The 23,178-nt window shown below is 37.7% G+C and carries 17 protein-coding genes and 1 pseudogene; 13 read left to right on the top strand and 5 right to left on the bottom strand.

The window, feature by feature from the left end; all coding sequences use genetic code 11:
• Positions 1 to 22 precede the first annotated feature (22 nt).
• The 3 genes from BUC16_RS04605 to BUC16_RS04595 all read left to right on the top strand — a co-directional run bounded on the left by BUC16_RS04605 (position 23) and on the right by BUC16_RS04595 (position 3,895).
• On the top strand, positions 23 to 1,618 hold the full coding sequence (locus BUC16_RS04605) for a RagB/SusD family nutrient uptake outer membrane protein (protein WP_073368276.1): 1,596 nt from the start codon (positions 23 to 25) through the stop codon (positions 1,616 to 1,618).
• 18 nt (positions 1,619 to 1,636) lie between these two features.
• Entirely contained in the window at positions 1,637 to 2,662 is a 1,026-nt protein-coding gene (locus tag BUC16_RS04600) for an IPT/TIG domain-containing protein (protein ID WP_073368274.1), read from the top strand.
• A 435-nt stretch (positions 2,663 to 3,097) separates the two neighbouring features.
• Positions 3,098 to 3,895: a polysaccharide deacetylase family protein gene (locus BUC16_RS04595; RefSeq protein WP_073368272.1), complete on the top strand. Its 798-nt coding sequence runs from the start codon at positions 3,098 to 3,100 to the stop codon at positions 3,893 to 3,895.
• A 99-nt stretch (positions 3,896 to 3,994) separates the two neighbouring features.
• On the opposite strand, the gene BUC16_RS04590 is transcribed toward BUC16_RS04595, so the two are convergent.
• The 3 genes from BUC16_RS04590 to galK form a co-directional block, all read right to left on the bottom strand.
• The gene (locus BUC16_RS04590) at positions 3,995 to 5,680 is read right to left on the bottom strand and encodes a sodium/sugar symporter (RefSeq protein ID WP_073368271.1); all 1,686 of its coding nucleotides are present in this window, start codon (positions 5,678 to 5,680) and stop codon (positions 3,995 to 3,997) included.
• Positions 5,681 to 5,963: 283 nt separating this feature from the next.
• Positions 5,964 to 7,013 carry a UDP-glucose--hexose-1-phosphate uridylyltransferase gene (locus tag BUC16_RS04585; RefSeq protein ID WP_073368269.1) on the bottom strand — a complete coding sequence of 350 codons (1,050 nt, stop codon included), beginning with the start codon at positions 7,011 to 7,013 and terminating at the stop codon, positions 5,964 to 5,966.
• A gap of 3 nt (positions 7,014 to 7,016) precedes the next feature.
• A complete protein-coding gene (gene galK / locus BUC16_RS04580; protein WP_073368268.1) occupies positions 7,017 to 8,183 on the bottom strand; it encodes a galactokinase in 1,167 nt (388 codons plus the stop codon).
• Between the two features lie 124 nt (positions 8,184 to 8,307).
• Here galK and BUC16_RS04575 point away from each other — a divergent pair, with 124 nt between their 5' ends.
• Together BUC16_RS04575 and BUC16_RS04570 are read left to right on the top strand one after the other, a co-directional pair.
• On the top strand, positions 8,308 to 9,306 hold the full coding sequence (locus BUC16_RS04575) for a GntR family transcriptional regulator (protein WP_073368266.1): 999 nt from the start codon (positions 8,308 to 8,310) through the stop codon (positions 9,304 to 9,306).
• A 336-nt stretch (positions 9,307 to 9,642) separates the two neighbouring features.
• Positions 9,643 to 11,679, top strand: coding sequence for a transketolase family protein (locus BUC16_RS04570; protein WP_073368265.1), 2,037 nt, complete (start codon positions 9,643 to 9,645; stop codon positions 11,677 to 11,679).
• Positions 11,680 to 11,790: 111 nt separating this feature from the next.
• Here BUC16_RS04570 and BUC16_RS04565 read toward each other — a convergent pair whose 3' ends face one another.
• The gene (locus BUC16_RS04565; RefSeq protein WP_073368263.1) at positions 11,791 to 12,480 is read right to left on the bottom strand and encodes an NUDIX hydrolase; all 690 of its coding nucleotides are present in this window, start codon (positions 12,478 to 12,480) and stop codon (positions 11,791 to 11,793) included.
• A 314-nt stretch (positions 12,481 to 12,794) separates the two neighbouring features.
• Between BUC16_RS04565 and BUC16_RS04560 the strand changes: the two genes are divergently transcribed.
• The 7 genes from BUC16_RS04560 (at position 12,795) to BUC16_RS04530 (ending at position 21,813) form a co-directional block, all read left to right on the top strand.
• Positions 12,795 to 14,342, top strand: a complete 1,548-nt coding sequence (locus tag BUC16_RS04560; protein WP_073368262.1) for an alpha-N-arabinofuranosidase — start codon at positions 12,795 to 12,797, stop codon at positions 14,340 to 14,342.
• Between the two features lie 6 nt (positions 14,343 to 14,348).
• Positions 14,349 to 15,344: a glycoside hydrolase family 43 protein gene (locus tag BUC16_RS04555; RefSeq protein WP_084546091.1), complete on the top strand. Its 996-nt coding sequence runs from the start codon at positions 14,349 to 14,351 to the stop codon at positions 15,342 to 15,344.
• Positions 15,345 to 15,354: 10 nt separating this feature from the next.
• Positions 15,355 to 16,335 (top strand): arabinan endo-1,5-alpha-L-arabinosidase, encoded by a 981-nt coding sequence (locus tag BUC16_RS04550; protein WP_073368260.1) that lies wholly within the window; start codon positions 15,355 to 15,357, stop codon positions 16,333 to 16,335.
• 253 nt (positions 16,336 to 16,588) lie between these two features.
• Positions 16,589 to 18,256 (top strand): ribulokinase, encoded by a 1,668-nt coding sequence (locus BUC16_RS04545; RefSeq protein ID WP_073368259.1) that lies wholly within the window; start codon positions 16,589 to 16,591, stop codon positions 18,254 to 18,256.
• A 10-nt stretch (positions 18,257 to 18,266) separates the two neighbouring features.
• Positions 18,267 to 18,965, top strand: coding sequence for an L-ribulose-5-phosphate 4-epimerase (locus tag BUC16_RS04540; protein WP_073368257.1), 699 nt, complete (start codon positions 18,267 to 18,269; stop codon positions 18,963 to 18,965).
• Between the two features lie 56 nt (positions 18,966 to 19,021).
• Complete coding sequence (araA, locus tag BUC16_RS04535) at positions 19,022 to 20,530, top strand: L-arabinose isomerase (protein ID WP_073368256.1); 1,509 nt, start codon at positions 19,022 to 19,024, stop codon at positions 20,528 to 20,530.
• A 101-nt stretch (positions 20,531 to 20,631) separates the two neighbouring features.
• Positions 20,632 to 21,813, top strand: a complete 1,182-nt coding sequence (locus tag BUC16_RS04530) for an aldose epimerase family protein (RefSeq protein ID WP_073368254.1) — start codon at positions 20,632 to 20,634, stop codon at positions 21,811 to 21,813.
• A 91-nt stretch (positions 21,814 to 21,904) separates the two neighbouring features.
• Here the strand turns inward: BUC16_RS04530 and BUC16_RS04525 are convergent, their stop codons facing one another.
• The gene (locus BUC16_RS04525; RefSeq protein ID WP_073368253.1) at positions 21,905 to 22,867 is read right to left on the bottom strand and encodes a M23 family metallopeptidase; all 963 of its coding nucleotides are present in this window, start codon (positions 22,865 to 22,867) and stop codon (positions 21,905 to 21,907) included.
• Between the two features lie 122 nt (positions 22,868 to 22,989).
• Between BUC16_RS04525 and BUC16_RS17455 the strand changes: the two are divergent.
• A pseudogene (locus BUC16_RS17455) lies at positions 22,990 to 23,133 on the top strand (aldose epimerase family protein); the annotation flags it as partial.
• Between the last annotated feature and the right edge of the window lie 45 nt (positions 23,134 to 23,178).

Below are 23,178 nucleotides of genomic sequence, written 5' to 3'. Positions count from 1 at the left end.
ACTATAACTAAAAATAAGTATCATGAGAATAATAAAAAAATATTTACTAGCCTTATCAGTGGTTGCACTGTTTGGGAGTTGTGATGACAACATCATAAATACCGAAGAAAGAGATGCTCTGGCAGAAAACCAGATTTTGAATATTGGAGGACTTGAAGCCACTATGTTTCAAGTGTATGAAAGAACCAGATCCATACATGAAGATGCAGATATTTCCATCTACAAAATATGTGGAGATGATTTGAGTATTCAAGGAACCAATATGCCGGATTCCCCAATTGGTGGAATACAGGGAATGAATTCGTATGCCTCAGGTTTTTCGCCATCAAGTATCAATGTTTACAACATCTGGAACAGTATGTATAACTCATTGGCAAATTGCAACAGGGTAATTGCCAACACCATAGTTCCAAAAGATGCAACTGAAACTGCAAAAATTAGCAGATTCGTTGGTGAAGCCCATGCCATGAGAGCTTATTTGTATCTAGAATTGGTAGAGCGTTTTGAAAATATTCCGTTGGCCAAATTATTGCCGGCTGGACAAGAACCTCAAAGAGAAGCTCCATTGGAAGACAAATCAGTAATATACAAGCAAATCATTGACGATTGTAATGCAGCAATTCCATTGCTACAAGCAAGAGGAGGAACTACGGGCGTAACGGCTCCTTCCAAAGGATTGGCCTATCATATTCTATCATTGGCCTATATGGATTTAGGCAAATGGGCTGAAGCGGCAGTGGCTGCAGAAAATGTAATTTCTCAAGGAGGATACACATTACAACCATTGGATAAAATATTTGCTTTAAGCGCTGATAAAGTGGCTGAAAACAACAATGAACTTATCTTCTCATTTGGGTTTGACAAATCGGTAGTGAACAGAAAAAACCGCATGATAATGATGATGGTGCCATTGTACGACAGGGTAAATGGTGTTGCAAGAGATTTGAACAGCGGAGGAAGACCTTATGCGAGATTATCTCCAAACGATTATTATTTCTCTCTTTTCGAATCAACCGACCTTAGGGTGAACGCTTGGCACAAACTAACTTGGAAATTTGACGTGGATATCTCAGGTGATGCCATTGTGCCTGGTTCAGGATTTAAAATTGGTGATGTTGTAACTCCTGCTTATGTAGCTCTTTCAGGGGCTTCAATAGAACCTAACAAAGGAGCTAGAATTATTGAACGTGCTTGTACAAAGTTGTGGGAAGATGGAACTTATGGAAGATTAAGAGATGATGCCGAAGGTTTTAGAAACGTGATTGTTTACAGACTTGCACAAGCATATCTAATTGCTGCTGAAGCACATTGGAGAAACGGAAATTCTTCAAGAGCACTACAACTTATCAATAAAATTAGAGAAAGAGCTTTTGGAAATACCTCACGTAATTACACTGCTTTAACCCAAGACATCATATTGGACGAAAACGCTCGTGAATTAGGTTTTGAAGGACATCGTTGGGCATTGCTCAAACGTATGGGATTATTGGTCGAAAGAGTAAAAGCCCATAACGCTGTTGCCTCAACAAATATTCTACCAAAACACGTAAGCTGGCCATTGCCACAGTCATTCGTAGATTTGGCAAAAGTGAAACAAAATACCGGATGGGATAATTAATCATTAAATATTTAGATTATGAAAAACAATATAAAAAGACTATCAAAGTTGTTCGCGGTTATTGCCTTTTTTATGGCATTAAGTTGCGAGAATGACGACTCATCACCTAGTGTTACGATTACCAAAGTAAATCCAGCAGTACAATATATTCAAAGTACTGCCACTTTGGAAGGCACTGGTTTAGATCAAGTAAAGTATGTATTCGTCGGAAATTTTGACGCCCCTTTCACGGTAAGTGAAGGTGTCATTTCTTTTACAATTCCTGCAGGGGTAACTCCAGGCACAAACAACATCACCTTGGTGGTAGACAACAATTATCGTGTTACTTCTTCAATAGATGTATTGGTAAAACCTATTCCAACAATTTCCACAATTACTCCAAGTGCTGCGGCAGCTGGACAAAATGTAACCATTAATGGAACAAATCTTAATAATAATCCAGTCATTAAAGTTGCTGGCGTTAATGCGACTGTGGTTTCTGCAACTGCAACTAAACTTGTATTTACAGTTCCTACGGTTACAAACAACACCATTTCGTCTACTGTAGCACTTACCACCACATTTGGCACAGTTTCTACGACATCTACTTTCTATGCTTCTAAAAACTTGTTGTTGAACAGTGAATTAGAACTTGGAACTGGCGACAACTTTGACAATTGGGGTAAATACAATGGTGGATCTGCCATGTTTGCAACATCAGTTGTAGGAGAAGCCTATTCAGGAAGAGCATTGAAAGTCACTGGATTTGGAGAAGCCACAAATCAATGGAAGACACAATTTGTAAGCGACCTTGTAACAACTACCATAGGCACTAAATATTTTGTTTATATGTGGATTAAAGGAACCACTGCTGGTGGAAGCATGCGTTTCTCAACTAATGAATCAGGAGGTGCCCAGTACGGTGGCGATCAAAATATTGGAACTACATGGCAACAAGTAACATTTACCTTTACAGGTAAATCACCCCAAACAAGAATCTCCTTGGATATGGGAGCAAAAGCGGTTACTTATATTGTTGACAATATCACGATGGTTGCCCAATAGTAGCAAGACAAAAAACATTGGCAAGTCGGAAGCTCTTTGAATCATCAATATTCAAAACTTTACCATACCAATTTTGAATTAGTAGTTAGTTTTTTATACCAGAAAATCGGGAGAGTGGTTACTCCCGGTTTTTTGGTATATTTTTTTTGGACCATTTGACGCCTAAATGAAAGCACCAACCCTAACAATGGCTGGACTTTAAAACAAAAGGATTTCTGCTAATTAATCAACTGCAACGTTCACAAAAAAACGCAAGACACGCAATTCTTTGCCGTTTCTTCATCGCAAATTACACAAAAACACAAACAACTCACAGTCAATACAAAAGCTCATTATTAACTTTGTTTTATAAAAAATTGTGGGTACGTTTACAAAGCAAAGCCTGCTTCGAAACAGTGCAAAAGCAACTTGAACCATTATCAACGATTTATCTATATGAAAAAAACACTCCTTGTTCTTTCCTCATTTTTGTTGGCCAGCAATTTATTTTATGCACAAAAAGATTCCAAAAACTGGAATGGAAAAAAATGTGCCGTGGTGCTTACCTATGACGACGCCCTAAACATTCATCTCGACAAAGTAATTCCGGCCCTCAATTCATTTCAGTTCAGCGGAACTTTTTATCTTATTGCCTCATCACCCGTGGTTACAGGCAGAACGGAAGAATGGCGCACGGCTTCCCAAAAAGGACATGAATTGGGAAATCACACCTTATACCATCCCTGTGACGGCAGCTTGCCGGGACGTGAATTTGTAACCGAACAAAATAATCTTTCCAACTATACGATTGCCAGGGCAATAAAAGAAATAAGGGAAGCCAACCAGGTTTTAAAAAACATCGACGGCAAATCGGAAAGAACATTTGCCTATCCTTGCGGTGACTTAAAAATTAAGGATACGCTTTTCCATGATTATTTGAAAAATGATTTTGTGGCCGCAAGAGGCGTGAATGAAGGATTGCTTCCGGCAAAATCGGTGGATTTGTCAAATGTGAATTCATTTGTTGAAAATGGATCGACGGCAAAACAAATGATTGCCCAAATTGAAGCAGCCGAAAAGGCAGGATCGTTTATCGTTTTCCTCTTTCATGGTGTTGGTGGGGAACATCCGTTAAACGTGGACTTTGAAGAACACCAAAAACTATTGCTTTACTTGAAAAACAGGGAAAAGGACATTTGGGTTACCACCATGGTGAACTTGGGCAAATACATTCAAACCAAACAATCCCATTAATTCCTTTTCTTTTTCTTCGAAATAAACATTAAAAAAGGGTGAAACTAAAATTTTAGTTTCACCCTTTTTTAACATGGAACGATTGTTAAATACTTGTTTTTACCAGAACTTGGCGTACAAAGCAAAAATGATCAACAACGTGATTACAATCAATACAGTAGTTTGAGGTTTAACCTTGAACATTTCTGTATCCAATTCGAATGCTTTTGGATTTACTTTTGGTCCTGCAAAACTCACTGCAATCATCAACAACATGGTGAAGAAAAATGACAATCCCATACAAATATGGAATGGTATTTCGTAACCGCCATTTCCATTAGGCCAAGCTGTATACAACAAGGTTTCGTTACCGAATAAAGCCGGTGCAAATTCATTGAATAAAACCGATAATACAAAACCGGCAATTACCCCAACTATGGCAGCAGTTCCGGTAGTTCTTTTCCAGAACATACCCAAAATAAACATGGCAAATACCCCTGGACTAATAAATCCGGTATATTTTTGAATGTATGTAAATCCACCTACACCACCAATTCCAAGAACATCATTCCAAGTAAATAAAACTGCAAGAAGCATCGCTGCAAAAACAGCATATCTTCCAATATTTACCTGAGCTCTATCCGTAGCCTCTTTTTGAATGTATTTTTTGTGTACGTCCAATGTATAGATCGTGGAGATACTGTTTACTTTACCTGCCAATGAAGCTACAATGGCTGCAGTCAAAGCCGCAACAGATAGTCCTTTTAAACCTGTTGGCAAGAAAGTCAATACCGCTGAATAAGCTCCGTCTTTTCCACCAACCAATTGAGGCAAATGGCCGTTTTCATACAAAACAAAAGCAGCAATACCAGGCAACATTACAATAACCGGCATTAATAATTTCAAGAATCCTGCAAACAAAATACCTGTTCTGGCAGTTTGTAAATCAGCACCCAAAGCTCTTTGAGTGATATATTGGTTACAACCCCAATAGTTCAAATTGATAATCCAAATACCTGCCAAATAAGACAACATCCCTGGAAAAGTAAGGTATTTGTTAATCTCCAATTGAGTAGAAGTCTCTGTTGGTCTTGGAATAATCATTTTGAAATGCTCAGGTGCTTTTTCCATCAATACTTTGAAACCAGCAATGGCATCCTGGCCTACGCCAAAATATTGTCCAACAGTTGTCAAAGCGATATAAGTGGTAACCAAACCACCAATAATTAAAACCGCTACCTGAATTACGTCGGTGTAAGCCACCACTTTCATACCTCCCAAAGAGATAAGCAAGGCAAAAACAGCCAATCCAACCATGATAACGTGAAGATATTCACCACCGGCCAAACCGTTAATGGCTACAGCTCCCAAATATAAAATAGAAGTCAGGTTTACAAAAACATACAAAAACAACCAAAAAACAGCCATAATCAAAGCCGTAGATTCATTATACCTTGTTTTCAAAAACTGGGGCATTGTGTAAATCTTGTTTTTCAAGTAAACAGGAATAAACCAAATGGCGATAATAATCAAGGCAATGGCTGCAATCCACTCGTAAGCGGCAACTGCAATTCCTAAAAAGAATCCCTCACCACTCATTCCGATAAATTGCTCTGCCGAAATATTAGAAGCAATCAAAGAGGCTCCAATAGCCCACCAAGTCAGGGTTCCTTCTGCCAAAAAATACGCTTTGGCGTCGTGTTCATTTTTTTCACGTTTTCTATAAATAGTATATCCATAAACGGATACCACTATAAAATAGATTATGAATACTGCATAATCTGCAAAAGCAAGGTGTTGGTTCATAAGTAATTTGGTTTTTTAGAAATTAATATAAATGAATAAGGTATTTGTTATTGTGTTGTTTTTCGATTATTAAAGAAATCATTGGCGTAAAACTAAGTAATTTCTTCGAAGAACCTATCTTAAAATATGATATGTGTTTTATTTTAATTCTTTTTTTATGAATTTTTGAAAGCCAAATGTAAAATAAAAATATTTATTAACATCACTCACAAATGTGTTTTTTACATTTATAATTGACATTAACTGTCAAAAAGTAAAAAAAGAACCAAAACCCACTATTTTACTACTTGTTTTTATAATGAATGTCTGATTGCGCTCTCAAAACTTCGGCACTTTTCTCGGGCGTGATGTCTCTTTGGGATTCTCCCATCATTTCGTAACCCACCATAAATTTTTTCACGGTAGCCGAACGCAACAATGGCGGATAAAAATGCATGTGGAAATGCCATTCTGGATGCGATTCCCCGTCTGTTGGCGATTGATGGATTCCAGAAGAATAAGGAAACGAGGTTTCAAAAACGTTGTCGTATTTGGTAGTCAATTGTTTTAAGGTCAAGGCAAAATCACTTACCTCGTCTTCCGTGAAATCGGTTATTTTATTCACGTTCCTTTTGCTGACAATCATCGTTTCAAACGGCCAAATAGCCCAAAAAGGAACCAATGCCACAAAATGTTCGTTCTCGACAACGACACGCACTCCAAGTTTTAATTCTTCCTTCACATAATCTTCCAAAAGCGTTCTATTGTGCTTGTTGAAATAGGCTTTCAAGTTGGTTTGTGTTTTTTCCACTTGGGTTGGCAAAGACGATTGCGCCCAGATTTGCCCATGTGGATGCGGATTGCTGCACCCCATGACACTTCCTTTATTTTCAAAAATCTGTACGTGGTTGATATAATCCACGGCACCCAAATCGATATATTCTTTTTGCCAAGTATGGACAATATTTTCAATTCCTGGAACTTCCATTTGCGGCAAAGTCAAATCGTGTCTTGGCGAAAAGCAAACTACCCTAGAAATTCCTCTTTCCGGTTTTGCCTTGAAAAAAGTGTCTTTTATATCATCTTCATAAGCTATTTCTTCCTGTTTCAAAGCGGCAAAGTCATTTTCGAAAACAAAAGCATTTTCATAAGCTGGATTTACCTCGCCATTGATTCGAACATTTCCCGCACACAAATAACAGGTTGGGTCATATTCCGGCAATGAATCCGAAGTCTCGGCCTCATTTTGTCCTTGCCAAGGACGTTTGGAACGGTGTGGTGAAACCAACACCCATTCGTTGATTAACGGATTGAAACGTCTGTGAGGATCTTCGTTGATGTCAAAATTTTTCATTTATTAAGCGGTATAAAGTGATGTTCCGTTAGAGATTTTAACATCATATATTTTTAATTCTATTCCAAAAGTTTCCATGTAAAGTGCCGAAAGCTGCTTTTTGATTCGCTCTTCTTGCCCTTTTTTGATCAGGTTGATGGTACAGCCACCAAAACCGCCACCCATCATTCGAGAACCTATTACAGCTTCTTCTTGTTTAAGTGTGTCTACAATCATGTCCAATTCGTCGCAACTCACTTCGTAATCTTCCGACAAACCTTTGTGCGTTTCGAACATTAGTTTACCCAACGCTGGAATATCTCCTTTGTCCAAAGCTTCGCAGGCCAATATCACGCGCTTAATTTCTTTTACCGCAAAAAGGCTTCGCTTGAACACTTCCTTACTCATCTTGTCTTTCAAACTAATCACTTGATTTTCGGTGCAATCCCTGAAACTAGTTATTTTTGGATAATTCTTTTTAATCGTGGCGATTCCTTCGTCACATTGCTGCCTTCTTTCATTATAAGCCGATGTCATCAAGGAATGCTTCACGTTTGAATCGAATAAAATCAAGGAATAATCAATAAAATTGGCATCGTGATATTCGTATTCCAAAGTCCTGCAATCAATTTTAATCACTTTATTTTCTTTTCCCATCACACTCGAAAACTGGTCCATGATACCGCAATTGATACCTACCCAATGTTCGGCGCTTTGCCCCATCAATGCAACATCAACCGGTTTTATGTTCAAGTCGAAAAGTTCCCTGATTCCAAACAAAAATCCGCATTCCAAGGCTGCCGAAGAAGACAAACCGGAACCTACGGGAATATTGCTGCTAAAAACACAATTGAATCCTTCAAATTTAAACCCTTTTATTTTCAATTGGTTGATAACGCCACGAAGATAATTCGTCCAAACTTTGTCCGTAAGTTGAATTTCATCATCTAAATCGATTTCGAATTCATCATCAAGATCGATGGCGATAATTTTTGAAGTATTGGTATTGTTCTTTTCAAATGCAAAACAAATAATTTTGTCAATCGCGGCCGGTAAAACATAACCGTCGTTGTAGTCAATATGCTCCCCGATAATGTTGATTCTTCCTGGAGAAAGAACTGTTTTTTGGGGAGTTGACCCAAAACTTTTTTCAAAGAAAGAAATCGTTTTATTTATTAAAATATCGTTCATTGTTACTGTTTTAAAGTGGCTTTTTATATTTTTTGAAATAGGAATCCAAAATTATGGCAATTATCATTAAAAACACACCAGTACCTACCAGTTTTTTGTTAACTTGCATAAAATTCATTTTTTTATGAAAATTATAAGCATTCAAAATAATCAAGGCGTACCCAAATACAAGCAAATTATTTCCTCGATTGAAAAAACCATAGAAGATGGTCTCTTAAAAAAGGATGAAAAACTGCCCTCCATAAATAAAGTCTGTCTGGAATTTTCATTGTCCCGTGATACCGTTTTACAAGCTTACGAAGAATTAAAAAAAAGAGGGATAATTTATGCCATTCTAGGCAAAGGATACTACATAAAAAGCACTGAAGTCTACATTAAACAACGGATATTTTTGCTTTTCGAAGAACTCAATATTTTCAAGGAAGACCTCTACAATTCCTTTATGGAAAACATTGGAAAAGGTGTTGAGATCGACATATTCTTTCATCATTTCAATCTCCAAGTTTTTCAAAAACTGATTAATGACAGCAACGGAAATTACACCAAATATGTCATAATGCCCACCAATTTGGTTGGAGCGGCGGCCATTATAAAAACCCTACCAGTAAACGAAGTTTACATCTTGGACCAAACTAACCCAGAACTAAAGTCTTTTCCTGCAGTTTATCAAAATCACCTTACCGACATTTACAATGGTTTAATAAAAGGAAAATCCAGATTAAACAAATACCAAAAATTAATCATGATTTTTCCGGGTTTCCGGGAACCCTTGGGAATGAAAATGGGTTTCGAAAAATTCTGCACAGACTTTGCATTCGACCACGAAATCATTACCGAATTTAAAAACAGGGAAATCAAAAAAGGCGAAGTCTATATTATTCCAACCGACCGAGACTTGGTTCAAGTAATCGAAAAAGCCAAACTTCAAGACTTAAAACTGGGCACTGATTTTGGCATTATCTCCTATAATGAAACGCCATTGAAAAAAATTGTGGAAAATGGCATAACCACCATTTCGACGAATTTTGAGGATATGGGAAAAATTCTGGCCCAAATGATACTCAAAGGAAAAAAAGAACAAATAGAAAACAAAAGCAACTTGATTATTCGCAATTCTTTATGAAATCATACACTGTGCAATTTTATAACAATAAACTAAGAAACTAAATCATTTGTTTTGAAAAAAATGTTTAATTTTGGCACTGTTTTTTAAAAACTAATTATTGTTGTAACACTCGTAACCACAAACAACAATCAATTAGAAAAACAAATACCAATTCAAACGTAAGAACACCTTTTAATCCAACCAATTAATGACGGTGATTAGTCAAGCTAAATTTTTATGTACCAATTGGGTAAACATAAAAATACATGGAATTTCCGTAAACTATTGCCAGTTAATAAAACAATAAGAATATATACACAACTTACAAGCATACTTAATTTTTACACTTTAAACATGAATAAAAAAATTGACAATTTAGCCGCAGACAATATAAGAGCGTTAGCCATTTCGATGGTGGAAAAAGCAAATTCAGGACACCCTGGAGGCGCCATGGGAGGTGCTGATTTTTTACACATTCTATATACAGAATATTTAAATTTTGATCCAACTGAAATGGACTGGTCTTTCAGGGATCGTTTCTTCATGGATGCCGGACACTTGTCCGCATTAATGTATGCACAATACAATTTGTTGGGAAATTACAAAAAAGAAGACTTGCAAAATTTCAGACAATGGGGTTCTATCACTCCAGGACACCCTGAAGTGGATGTTCTAAGAGGTATCGAAAACACTTCTGGACCATTGGGACAAGGACACGCGATGGGAGTTGGAGCTGCAATTGCCGCCAAATTCTTGGACGCAAGATTCACTGGTCTTTTCGAACACAAAATATACGGTTTCATAACTGACGGTGGAGTTCAAGAAGAAATTTCACAAGGAGTTGGTCGTATTGCAGGACATTTAGGGTTGAACAATTTTATCATGTTTTATGATTCGAATGATGTGCAACTTTCTTCGATGACGGATGAAGTTACATCTGAAGACACTGCCATGAAATATGAAGCTTGGGGATGGAAAGTAATCACTATTGATGGACACGACCACGACCAAATCAGAAAAGCTTTGAATGACGCGAATGCTGAAACAGAAAAACCAACCTTGATTATTGGTAAAACCATTATGGGTAAAGGTTGCGTTTTGGCCAATGGCGACATGTATGAAGGAGAATGTGAATTGCACGGAAAACCAATTGGTGACACCAAAGCGGATTTCACGAAAACCTTGATCAATTTGGGCGCAAATCCAGAAAGTTCTTTTGACATTTTCGAAGAAGTTCAAGCGCATTATGCAACTGTATTGGCTCAAAAAACAGAAGCTGCCGCTAAACAAAAAGCGAAAGTTGCCGCTTGGAAAACTGCAAACCCAGCGTTGGCACAAAAAATGGATTCCTTCTTGTCTGGAGTACTTCCTGACTTGGATTTGAGTCAAGTTGTTCAAAAAGCTAATGTTGCAACAAGAGAAGCTTCTTCTGCAGTATTGGGGTATTTGGCTGAAAACTTGGAAAACGTAATCGTTTCTTCTGCCGATTTATCCAACAGTGATAAAACAGACGGTTTCTTGAAAAAATCTTCTATTCTACAAAAAAATGATTTCAGTGGTGCATTCTTGCAAGCTGGAGTTGCCGAGTTGACAATGACAGCCATTGCAAACGGAATCGCTCTTCACGGAGGTGTTGTTCCTGTAGTTGCAACTTTCTTTGTATTCTCAGATTACATGAAACCAGCAATTAGATTGGCAGCCATTCAAGAATTACCCGTGAAATATGTCTTGACGCACGATTCATTTAGAGTTGGTGAAGACGGACCAACCCACCAACCAATTGAGCAAGAAGCCCAAATGCGTTTGATGGAAAAAGTAAAAAATCACTCTGGACACCAAAGTTTGTTGGCGCTTCGTCCTGCTGATGCCATCGAAACTTCAGTGGCTTGGGATATGGCGTTGAAAAACACCACTACTCCAACTGCGTTGATTCTTTCCAGACAAAACATCAAAGATATTCCTGCTGCATCTTCAAGATACCAAGAAGCAACTGAAGCCAAAAAAGGTGGTTATTTAGTAAAATCGACTCCAAACGCCGACATTACTTTATTCGCAAACGGTTCAGAAGTTTCAACCCTTATCGGTGCTGCCGAAATTTTGGAAAAAGAAAACAATCTAAAAGTAAACGTGGCTTCCATCATCTCTGAAGGATTGTTCAAACAACAATCCAAAGAATACCAGGTAAGCATCATTCCAAAAGGAAAATTAGTTTTCGGTCTAACTGCAGGACTTCCCGTGAACTTGGAAGGATTGATTGGTGACAGTGGAAAAGTGATTGGATTGGATCATTTTGGATATTCGGCACCAGCAAGTGTATTGGATCAAAAATTTGGATTCAACCCTGAAAGCGTTTCAAAAGAAATCCTGAAATATATCGAAGAAAGCAAATAAGATTACTTCCTGAAAATAGAAAACGAAAAAGCCGCAGTAAATATTTACTGCGGCTTTTTTTATGTTTTTGATTAAATATTTTAGCTTGTAAAGCTACAAACCACCAATCATTTACAAATTCAAAACAAAGTCATTCAACAACTTGGCATCATATTTCTCTTTGTCGAACGTGTAAAGATAAGAGCCTTTTCTGGAGGACTGCATGTCTTTTTCGTCCAATTTTACGAGAATGTCTAGCGAATTTATTTTGCTGATAAAATTTCTCTTGTCCAATTCTTTATCTAAAATAGACTCATACAATTCCAATAATTGACGCATCGTGAATTTCTCCGGCAAGAGTTCAAAACCAACGGGTTTTATCGAAGTTCTATAACGCAATCGTCTAATGGCGTGCCTCAACATACTGTCGTGGTCAAAAATTAATTTTGGTGCATCGGCAACTTTAAACCATTGTGGATCATAATTTTGTATCATTTCGGCATTATGATTTTCAATATTAATCAGGGCATAATAAGCTACCGATATGGTTCTTTCAACGGGATCACGGTCTATGTCGCTATAAGCGTGCAATTGTTCCATGTAAATATCCTGAAGACCGGTATAACTTTCCAGAATCCTGAGTGCTGCGCTATCCAAAACTTCTTCCTTTTTAAGGAAACCACCTATCAAGGACCACTTTCCTTTTTCAGGTTCAAAATCCCTCTTGATTAAAAGTATTTTTAATCCTTCGTGATCAAAACCGAAAATAATACAATCCACAGCCAACAACACTTTGTCCGCTGTACTATAACTATTTAACATTTTAAATTTATTTTTTCAGGGTAAATATAACAACTTCCACATAGGTTTCATAATTTATTAATGTAGATTTTACACTTTTCGAAAATTGATTGCTCAAAAAGGGAATTTCATACTTTTAAAGCTGCAATTATATTCGCCTTAAAAACAGGTTTTCATATATTTATAAAGTTGCTCCAAAAAAAAATTCGACACTTAAAACCTTAAAAAATACACTTTATTTATTTTGCCTCTTGTTTTTTGAAACATTAATTTCTTTATGTGCATTTTTTTGTTACATTTACAAATGTATATTACACACTTATAACTTATTCCAAATGAAAAAAACCACTTTCTTATTGCTCCTTCTAACTTTTTGCAGCCAATTTATGGTTGCGCAAAAAGAAACCACAGTAATTACCCTAAAAAATACTGAAAACGCCACCACAATCAACAAAAACATCTACGGACATTTTGCCGAACATCTAGGCAGGTGCGTATATGGCGGATTTTTTGTGGGCGATACCTCAAAAATACCCAATACAGCCGGAGTTAGAAATGACGTCGTGACCGCTTTAAAAGACTTGAAAATACCAAACTTGCGTTGGCCTGGCGGTTGTTTTGCAGACACCTACCACTGGAAAGATGGAATTGGACCAAAAGAACAACGACCAACGATTGTAAATCAATGGTGGGGCGGAGTGACCGAAGACAACAGTTTTGGAACACACGATTTTTTAAACATGTGTGAATTACTCGGAACCGAACCTTATTTAGCTGGAAACGTGGGCAGTGGCACAGTCCAAGAATTAGCCGATTGGGTACAATACGTTAATTTTGCAGGCAAAAGCCCAATGAGCGATTTGCGTGTTAAAAATGGCAGGAAAGAACCTTGGAAAGTAAAAATATGGGGAGTTGGCAACGAGGCTTGGGGATGTGGCGGCAATATGACAGCCGATTATTATGCTGGTGAATACCGCAAATACGCCACCTTTATGTCGGACTGGACCAATACAGGCGGCTTGATGCGCGTAGCGTCTGGAGCGAACAGTGGCGATTACAACTGGACGGAAACCTTGATGAAAAACATCCCGAGCAATATGCTAGGTGGAGTGGCTTTACATCATTATTCCGTAATTGATTGGAAGAAAAAAGGAGATGCGGTCGATTTTGCAGAAGACATTTATTTCAGAACCATGACCGAAGCATTAAAAATGGAGGAACTCGTTACCAAGCATTCCGCCATTATGGACAAATATGATCCAAAGAAAAAAATAGCCTTGGTTGTAGACGAATGGGGTGGTTGGTATGAAGTTGAAAAAGGCAGCAATCCTGGCTTTTTATTCCAACAAAACACGATGAGAGATGCCGTTTTAGCAGGAACTACCCTTAATATTTTCAATAATCATGCCGATAGGGTTCGCATGGCCAATTTGGCTCAATGCGTCAATGTGCTACAAGCCGTAATTCTTACCGACAAAACAAAAATGTTGTTGACACCAACTTATCACGTAATGAAAATGTATAACGTGCACCAAGACGCAACATTAATTCCTCTAACATTCGAGTCGCCATTGTACACACTCAATGACAAAAATTTACCGGCCATAAATGTTTCGGCTTCAAAAGACGCTAAAGGATTGACTCATATTTCATTGGTAAATATTGACTCCAAAAAAGAAAACAAAATAGAAATAGACCTCAATGCACTTGGAATCAAAACAGTTTCAGGAAGTATCCTAAGCTCATCCAAATTGCAAGATCACAATACATTTGACAATCCAACAAAAATTCAACCAATTGCTTTTAAAGGATTCGAAGTTAAAAAAGGAAAATTAACGGTCAATATTCCTCCTTTTTCGGTAATAACATTAGAAGGCAAATAAAAAATTATGGTAAAAAAAATAATTCTAACGCTAACAGTTTTGACGGTTTTATCGGCTTGTAAAACAGCCCAACCAAATAATGCGTCAACTGTTGCCGAAGGCAAAAAAAACACGCCACTCGTATTCAACAATCCGATCATCAAAGACAAATACACTGCAGATCCGGCGGCCCTGGTTTACAAAGACAAAGTCTATCTCTATGTGGGCCACGATCAAGCTCCAGACGATGTCAATTCCTATAGAATGAATGAATGGTTGCTCTACTCCACTTCGGATATGGTGCATTGGAAAGAACACCCAGCTCCCTTGAAACCAGCTGATTTTACTTGGGCAAAAGGAGATGCTTGGGCCTCTCAAGTGATAGAACGCAACGGAAAATTCTATTGGTATGTTACGGTTTCACACGGAACCATCCACGGAAAATCAATAGGAATTGCTGTTTCCGACAGTCCAACAGGACCTTTTAAAGATGCTCTGGGAAAAGCACTTATCACCAACGACATGACCACGAAAACCAAAATCAGTTGGGACGATATCGATCCAACCGTCATGATTGACGATGATGGTCAAGCCTATTTATTTTGGGGAAACACGGTTTGTAATTACGTGAAACTAAAAGAAAACATGATTGAATTTGATGGTCCAATTCAAACCATTGACTTGCCTAATTTCACTGAAGCTCCTTGGATTCACAAACGCAAGGATTGGTATTATTTATCGTATGCGTATCAATTTCCAGAAAAAATTGCCTACGCCATGAGCAAATCCATCAACGGTCCATGGGAATACAAAGGCATTTTGAATGAAGTGGCAGGAAATTCAAACACAAATCACCAATCCATAATAGAATTCAAGGGAGTTCCTTATTTTATTTACCACAATGGCAGCATTCCAACACATGGAGGCAGTTTCAGAAGATCGGTTTGTGTTGATAAACTATATTACAATCCTGATGGCACCATGAAAAGAGTCGTGATGACTTCGGAAGGCATCCAAAAATAAAAAGATAGACATGAAGTTTTCTAACCCATTCTTTTTTCTGGCACTATTGATGACGTGTTTTTCTTCGGCTCAGGACATTACCGTTCACGATCCCGTCATGATCAAGCAAAAAGATACCTATTATTTGTATTGCACCGGAAGAGGCATCAGCGTTTTCAGTTCTAAAGACTTGAAAACCTGGACTAAAGAACCTGCCATATTTCAGGAAAAACCAGTTTGGGTAGACAAAGTAGTTCCTAATTTCGACAATCATATTTGGGCACCGGATATTTCGTTTCACAACAATAGGTATTATTTGTATTATTCCGTTTCGGCTTTCGCCAAAAATACTTCGGCGATTGGAGTGACAACCAATACGACTTTAGACCCAAAAGACCCCGCTTACAAATGGGTCGATCAAGGAATTGTCATTCAATCCATACCCAACCGCGACCTTTGGAACGCCATTGATCCCAATTTGACATTCGACGAAAACAACACGCCTTGGCTGGCTTTCGGCTCTTTTTGGGAAGGATTGAAAATGGTCAAATTGAATTCCGATTTAAAATCGATTGCACAACCCCAAGAATGGTACACGATTGCCAAACGCAAAAGAACTTTCGAATTAGCAGATTCCAATCCCGGAGATGGCGCACTCGAAGCTCCTTTTATTTTCAAAAAGAACGGCTATTATTACCAATTCCTTTCTTGGGATTTGTGTTGCCGAGGCGAAAAAAGCACCTATAAAGTGGTTATGGGAAGATCAAAAACCATCACTGGCCCTTATCTTGACAAAGACGGAAAACCATTGACCGAAGGCGGCGGAACTTTATTGATTCAAGGTGACCAAAATTGGTTTGGGGCAGGACACAACAGCACTTATACTTTTGACGGGAAAGACTACATCATTTTTCACGCTTATGATGCGAAGCAAAAAGGAAGACCCGTATTACAAATAAAACAACTGAAATGGGACGACACACTTTGGCCTGTAGTTGAACCGATGAAATAAACCAAATTTTTAACCTAAAAAATGAAAAAAGGTTAACTAGTTCACCAGCCTATTCCGTTATAGTTTTGAAAATAAAGATACTATAATCGTAACAAAACACTCATAAGACAAAATTTTATATTCTGTTATTGCTGAAAATGGATGTTTTATTAACGAATTTGCAAAAATTTAAAGGCTAAATTAAATTAAGTGTTTTTTACACACTTATAAACTATTTATAGTATCTTTGTTCTTCCAATTTAAAGATTTTAGAATGAAAAATTACGTTATAGGATTAGACTACGGATCAGACTCCGTTCGTGCCGTTTTGATAGACACCGAGAATGGTCAAGAGTTGGCCTCGGATGTTTGCCATTACAAAAGATGGGCAAACAAAGAATATTGCAACGCCTCCATAAATCAATTTCGTCAACATCCTTTGGATCATATCGAAGGCTTGGAATCTACCATAAAAGCAGTGGTTGCAGCCGGAAATGTAGCTCCTTCCCAAATAAAAAGTATCTGTATCGATACAACAGGTTCATCGCCAATTCCAGTTACCGAAGACGGTACCCCTTTGGCTTTGACAAAAGGTTTTGAACACAATCCAAATGCGATGATGGTATTGTGGAAAGACCATACCGCCATAAACGAAGCCAACGAAATCAATGAATTGGCAGTTACTTGGGGTGGAGAAGATTTCACTAAATACGAAGGTGGAATTTATTCATCGGAATGGTTTTGGGCAAAAATTTTGCACGTGGCTCGTGAAGACGAAGCCGTTAAAAATGCCACCCACACTTGGATGGAACACTGTGATTTAATGACTTATTTGTTGATTGACGACAAAGATTTGAAATCATTCAAAAGAAGCCGTTGCGCAGCAGGACACAAAGCAATGTGGCACGAAGACTGGAACGGTTTACCACCAGTGGAATTCTTGGAAAAATTAGACCCGTATTTGGCGACACTTCGCGGAAAATTATACGATGAAACTTATACTTCAGATCTTGTTGCAGGAACATTAAACCAAGAATGGGCAACCAAATTAGGACTTACAACAGATACCATCATTGCCGTTGGAACATTCGACGCTCACTCTGGAGCAGTTGGAGCCAAAATTGACGAAAACACTTTGGTTCGCGTTATGGGAACTTCAACTTGCGATATTTTGGTTTCTGACAAAGATATTGTGGGAAGCAAAACCGTGAAAGGAATTTGTGGACAAGTAGATGGTTCGGTTATTCCAGGTTACATTGGTTTGGAAGCAGGACAATCCGCTTTTGGCGATGTTTTGGCTTGGTTCAAGGACACGCTATCTTGGCCATTGGACAATTTGGTTTACACTTCCACCCTATTATCTGATGAACAAAAAACACAATTAAAAGCGGAAGTGGAATCTAATTTCATCAAGACTTTAACTCAACAAGCAGAAGCTATTCCGTTGTCGGAAAGTATTCCTACTGCCTTGGATTGGGTAAACGGGCGACGAACTCCAGATGCCAACCAAGAATTGAAAAGTGCCATTTCCAACATTTCATTGGGAACAAAAGCACCTCATCTTTTCAAGGCTTTAATCAATTCAATTTGTTTTGGCTCCAAAAAAATCGTGGACCGTTTTGAAGAAGAAGGTGTTCGCATCGACAGCGTAATCGGAATTGGAGGCGTGGCCAGAAAATCGCCATTTATTATGCAAACTTTGGCGAATGTTTTGAACAAACCCATCAAAGTTGCCGCTTCGGATCAAGCACCAGCATTGGGAGCAGCGATTTACGCAGCAGTTGCCGCCGGAATTTATCCAAACGTGATTGAAGCCAGCAAAAAAATGGGAAGCGATTTCGAAAGCGAATATTTCCCGGAATCAGACAAAATAGAAGCTTATCAAGAATTGATGGATTCTTATTCTGATTTAGCCCAGTTTATCGAAAGTATAACAAAATAAAATAGTTAGAATGTCAAAATACGCAGCTTTAAAACAAGAATGCTACGAGGCCAATATGCAATTGAACGCCTTAAAATTAGTAGTCTATACTTTTGGAAACGTAAGTGCCGTGGACAGGGAAAATGGTGTTTTTGCCATCAAACCTAGCGGTGTTGCCTACGAAGAATTGAAACCGGAAGATATTGTGATTGTTGATTTCGACAACAACATTATCGAAGGTTCCATGCGTCCGTCATCTGACACGAAAACGCACGCTTATTTATACAAAAACTGGCCAAATATTGGTGGAGTTGCCCATACGCACGCCACTTATTCCGTGGCTTGGGCACAAGCACAAAGAGACATTCCAATTTTTGGAACCACTCACGCCGACCATTTAACCGCCGATATTCCTTGTGCTCCGCCAATGGCTGACGCACTTATCGAAGGGAATTACGAACACAATACCGGAATCCAGATTTTGGATTGTTTCAAGGAAAAAAACCTTTCTTATGAAGAAGTGGAAATGATTCTTATTGGAAACCACGGACCATTTGCTTGGGGAAAAAATGCCGCAAAAGCCGTTTACAACAGCAAGGTTTTGGAAGTTGTTGCCGAAATGGCGCACCTAACCGAATTGATAAACCCAAATGCGCCAAGATTGAAAGATTCCTTGATTAAAAAACATTACGAACGCAAACACGGAAAAAATTCCTATTACGGACAGTAAATTTCAGATTGCAGATTACATAAATAAACAGTTAAACGAATAAATAGTATAATAAAATGATAGATATTTCTAAAAAAGAAATTTGGTTTGTAGTAGGAAGCCAAAACTTATACGGTGAAGAAACTTTAAAACAAGTTGCCGTACATTCCCAAGAAATTGCAAAAGGAATCGATGCTTCTTCTTCTGTTCCCGTAAAAGTGATTTACAAATCGGTAGCAAAATCACCTAGTGAAATTACCGATATTTGCTTGGAAGCCAATACCAACAAAAACTGTATTGGTATCATCGCTTGGATGCACACTTTTTCTCCAGCCAAAATGTGGATTAACGGTTTAAGCATTCTTAAAAAACCATTGTGCCATTTACACACCCAATACAATGCTGAAATTCCTTGGGCAACCATCGATATGGATTTCATGAACTTGAACCAATCGGCTCACGGAGACAGGGAGTTTGGTTACATCATGTCTAGAATGCGCAAAAAACGCAAAGTTGTTGTTGGACACTGGGAAGACAAAAGAGTACAAACTAAATTAGGAAACTGGTCTAGAGTAGCTTTGGGTTGGGACGAAATGCAAAACCTGAAAGTGGCGCGTTTTGGAGACAACATGCGTGAAGTTGCCGTTACTTGTGGAGATAAAGTGGAAGCCCAAATTCGTTTTGGAATGGCCGTAAACGGATACGACTCTTCTGATATCGTCAATAAAATGAAACTGGTTACTGACGCCCAAGTGGATGCTTTGGTAGCAGTTTATGAAGAATCATACAATTTGGCTCCTAAATTGCAAAAAGGTGGAGAGCAAAGACAATCATTATTGGATGCTGCCAAAATCGAATTAGGTTTGAGAGCATTCTTGGAAGAAGGTGGTTTTGGTGCATTTACAGATACTTTCGAAAACTTGGGAGAATTAAAACAATTACCGGGAATTGCAACCCAACGTTTGATGGCGGATGGTTACGGTTTTGGTGGAGAAGGTGACTGGAAAACAGCTGCCATGGTTCGTGTCTTGAAAGTAATGAACATCGGTCTTGAAGGAGGAACTTCTTTCATGGAAGATTACACTTACCACTTTACACCTGAGAAATCATACGTTTTAGGTTCACACATGTTGGAAATTTGTCCATCTATCACGGACGGAAAACCTTCTTGCGAAATTCACCCATTGGGAATTGGAGGAAAAGAAGACCCGGTTCGTTTGGTATTCAATTCGCCAGCTGGTGATGCAATCAATGTGTCATTGGTAGATATGGGAACTCGTTTCCGTTTAATTGTAAACGAAGTTACAGCGGTTAAACCAATGGCTGATTTGCCAAAATTACCAGTAGCTCGTGTATTGTGGGATTGTAAACCAAACCTTGACATCGCAGCAACAGCCTGGATTCTTGCCGGTGGAGCACACCACACGGTGTATAGCCAAGCGGTAACTACCGAGTTTATGGAAGATTTTGCCGATATTGCAGGAATCGAATTGGTTGTAATTGACAACGATACCAAAATCCGTGCTTTCAAAGATACTTTGAACGCGAATGAAGCTTACTACCATTTATTTCAACACGGTTTGTAAATAATTGAAAAATCAAAAGTTTGAAAGTCTAAAAACAACATGTTTGGAAACTTTCAAACTTTTTCTCTATTAATAAGTAACCCAAAAAACCAAAAATAATTATGAATGTATTAAAACGTTGCATTTATGGAATTTCCATAGTAAGTTTGGCCAGTATGAATATTCAATGTAAAGGTGATAAAAAAGTGGAAGAAACTAAATTAGAAGCTACGGCTACAGATTCTGTATCGATAGCAAAATCAGAGTTTGGCAAAACAGCCAAAGGGGAACAAGTAGATCTTTATACCCTGAAAAACCAAAAAGGAATGGAAGTAAACATCATGACTTATGGTGGAATCATTACCTCTTTGAAAGTACCCAACAAAGCAGGTGTTTCGGAAGAAGTGGTAATCGGTTTCAGTAATTTGGAACAATATACCAAAGACAATCCTTATTTTGGTGCCCTTATCGGAAGATACGGAAACCGAATTGCAAAAGGTAAATTTACCCTTGACGGAAAAGAATACACCTTGGCTGCCAACAATGGCAAAAATGCTTTACACGGTGGACCGGAAGGTTTCCACAGAAAAGTTTGGACTGTTGAAGAAGCAAAAAGCGGCGCCAATGCAACTTTAAAACTAAAATACGTGAGCAAAGACTTGGAAGAAGGTTATCCTGGTAACTTGACCGTTTTTGTGACTTACACCTTGAACAACGACAATTCATTGGACGTGCTTTACGAAGCCACAACCGACAAGAAAACGATTGTCAACTTGACCCAACATTCTTATTTCAACTTGTCAGGAGATTTCACAAAAACCATCTTGGATGATGAAGTGGTAATTGATGCCGACAAATTGGTTCCAGTGGATGCCGATTTAATTCCAACAGGAAAATTAACGGATGTAACCAATACGCCTTTTGACTTCAGAAAACCTAGAGTGATTGGAAAAGACATTGAAGCCAAAGACGACCAGTTAATCAAAGGAAAAGGATATGACCACTGCTGGGTTTTGAACAACCAAGACAAAGGAGATCGTTTTGCAGCTTCGGCTTATGATCCAACAAGCGGAAGATTATTGGAAGTGTACACTGACCAACCGGGAATCCAACTTTACACAGGAAACTTCTTGGACGGAACTTTGCCAATGAGAAACGGAGGAACTTACGCTCACAGAACTGGTTTGTGTCTGGAAACACAACATTATCCAGATTCTCCAAACCAGAAAGATTTTCCTTCTACAGTGTTAAGCCCTGGAGAAAATTACAAGACAAAAACAACTTTCAAATTCTCTGTAAAATAATAAGAGAATCAAATAATTTCAAAAAAGTCCAGAGGTATTGCTTCTGGACTTTTTTTATATTCTAAACTGAATTTGTATTTTGTAAAATTTCTTATTTAGATTTTAAAGTTTGATTGTTTAATAATTTGCCCTTTTCATTTAATTCTTCTTTAGTGAATTCCTGACAGATAATCGTTTCTGGTGTTTCTACGGTGTAATCTTGTGAATCGTACAATTTATCATCCAATGCGACCAAACCTTTATTAGTATAAAAAAAAGGATTTAATTTTTTTGCCATTCGTTTGTTTAAATCTTCCTTTTTATCTGGAAAAACATCTTTCATATAAGCATTATAGTAAACTTCAAAAAAAAGATGATACCAATTATCTACACTTTTTTCTAAATTGCCTAAACAATCTGTTGGCAATACGGTTTGTCCAATTTTTACCAAGATAGCATCTTTTTTAAATCCTGCATAGCTGGCTAATGTCCCGTCTTCGTGTTCTATGATAATGGAATTTCTTTTTTCGTATAAAACATCAAAACTTTTTTGGTCAAAATCGTAGCTATTGACTACATCAATCACAACACCTTTTCTCATAGCATGAATGGTTTCAGATTGTGGAGATGAAGAATAGGTGACGTAACTGCCAAAATTATTATTGCCTTCAGTTAAATTACCCATAAGAGTCATAATTGTTGAAACAGCAATTTTTTTACCTTTTTTAAATGGTAATAAGTATTTAAAATCTTTGTCAATATCCGGTTTTGGATTGCCTTTGACATAATAAGGTTCGCAAATAAATTTAATTTTCTTCTCTGGTTTTATGGGTTTTAGCTGGAATAAGAACCCTGAATACTCTTTGACATTTCCCTCGTAGAAATATTCTTCAGTGTTTCTAATTGATTTAAATTTTATGATAAGGTGATAGGTTCCAGGTGTACTTTTTTTATAATAAAAATCGCAGGTGTTGTCAGTATTATGAGTATATGTAATTTCAACAGCATTTATTTGGGCATAAGAGTTAAAACCGAGGCTAAAAAAAACAAATAAAGTAAGTAATCTGAAGTTCATGTTTTTTTATTATTTGTTTTAACTTATTTTAACCTTGTAAATATAGGTAATACTTTTAGTACAATATGGTAAATAGACTTTTAATTTGTTTGCAAAATTCCTTATTTGGTTATTCTTTCATCGGTACTTATATTCTCAGAACTGGTTTGTGTCTTGAAACACAACACTATTCAGATTCTCCAAACCAGAAAGATTTTCCTTCTACAGTGTTAAGCCCTGGAGAAAATTATAAAACGAAAACAACTTTCAAGTTTTCTGTTAAATAAGTGAATACTGGATGTAATTCGTATAGCAAAAAATATCCAAGACAA

Origin of the sequence: Flavobacterium fluvii, from assembly GCF_900129545.1 — a bacterium.
GTDB lineage: Bacteria > Bacteroidota > Bacteroidia > Flavobacteriales > Flavobacteriaceae > Flavobacterium > Flavobacterium fluvii.
Note: the sequence above shows the minus strand (reverse complement) of the source record. Positions and strands in the feature narration are given on the sequence as shown.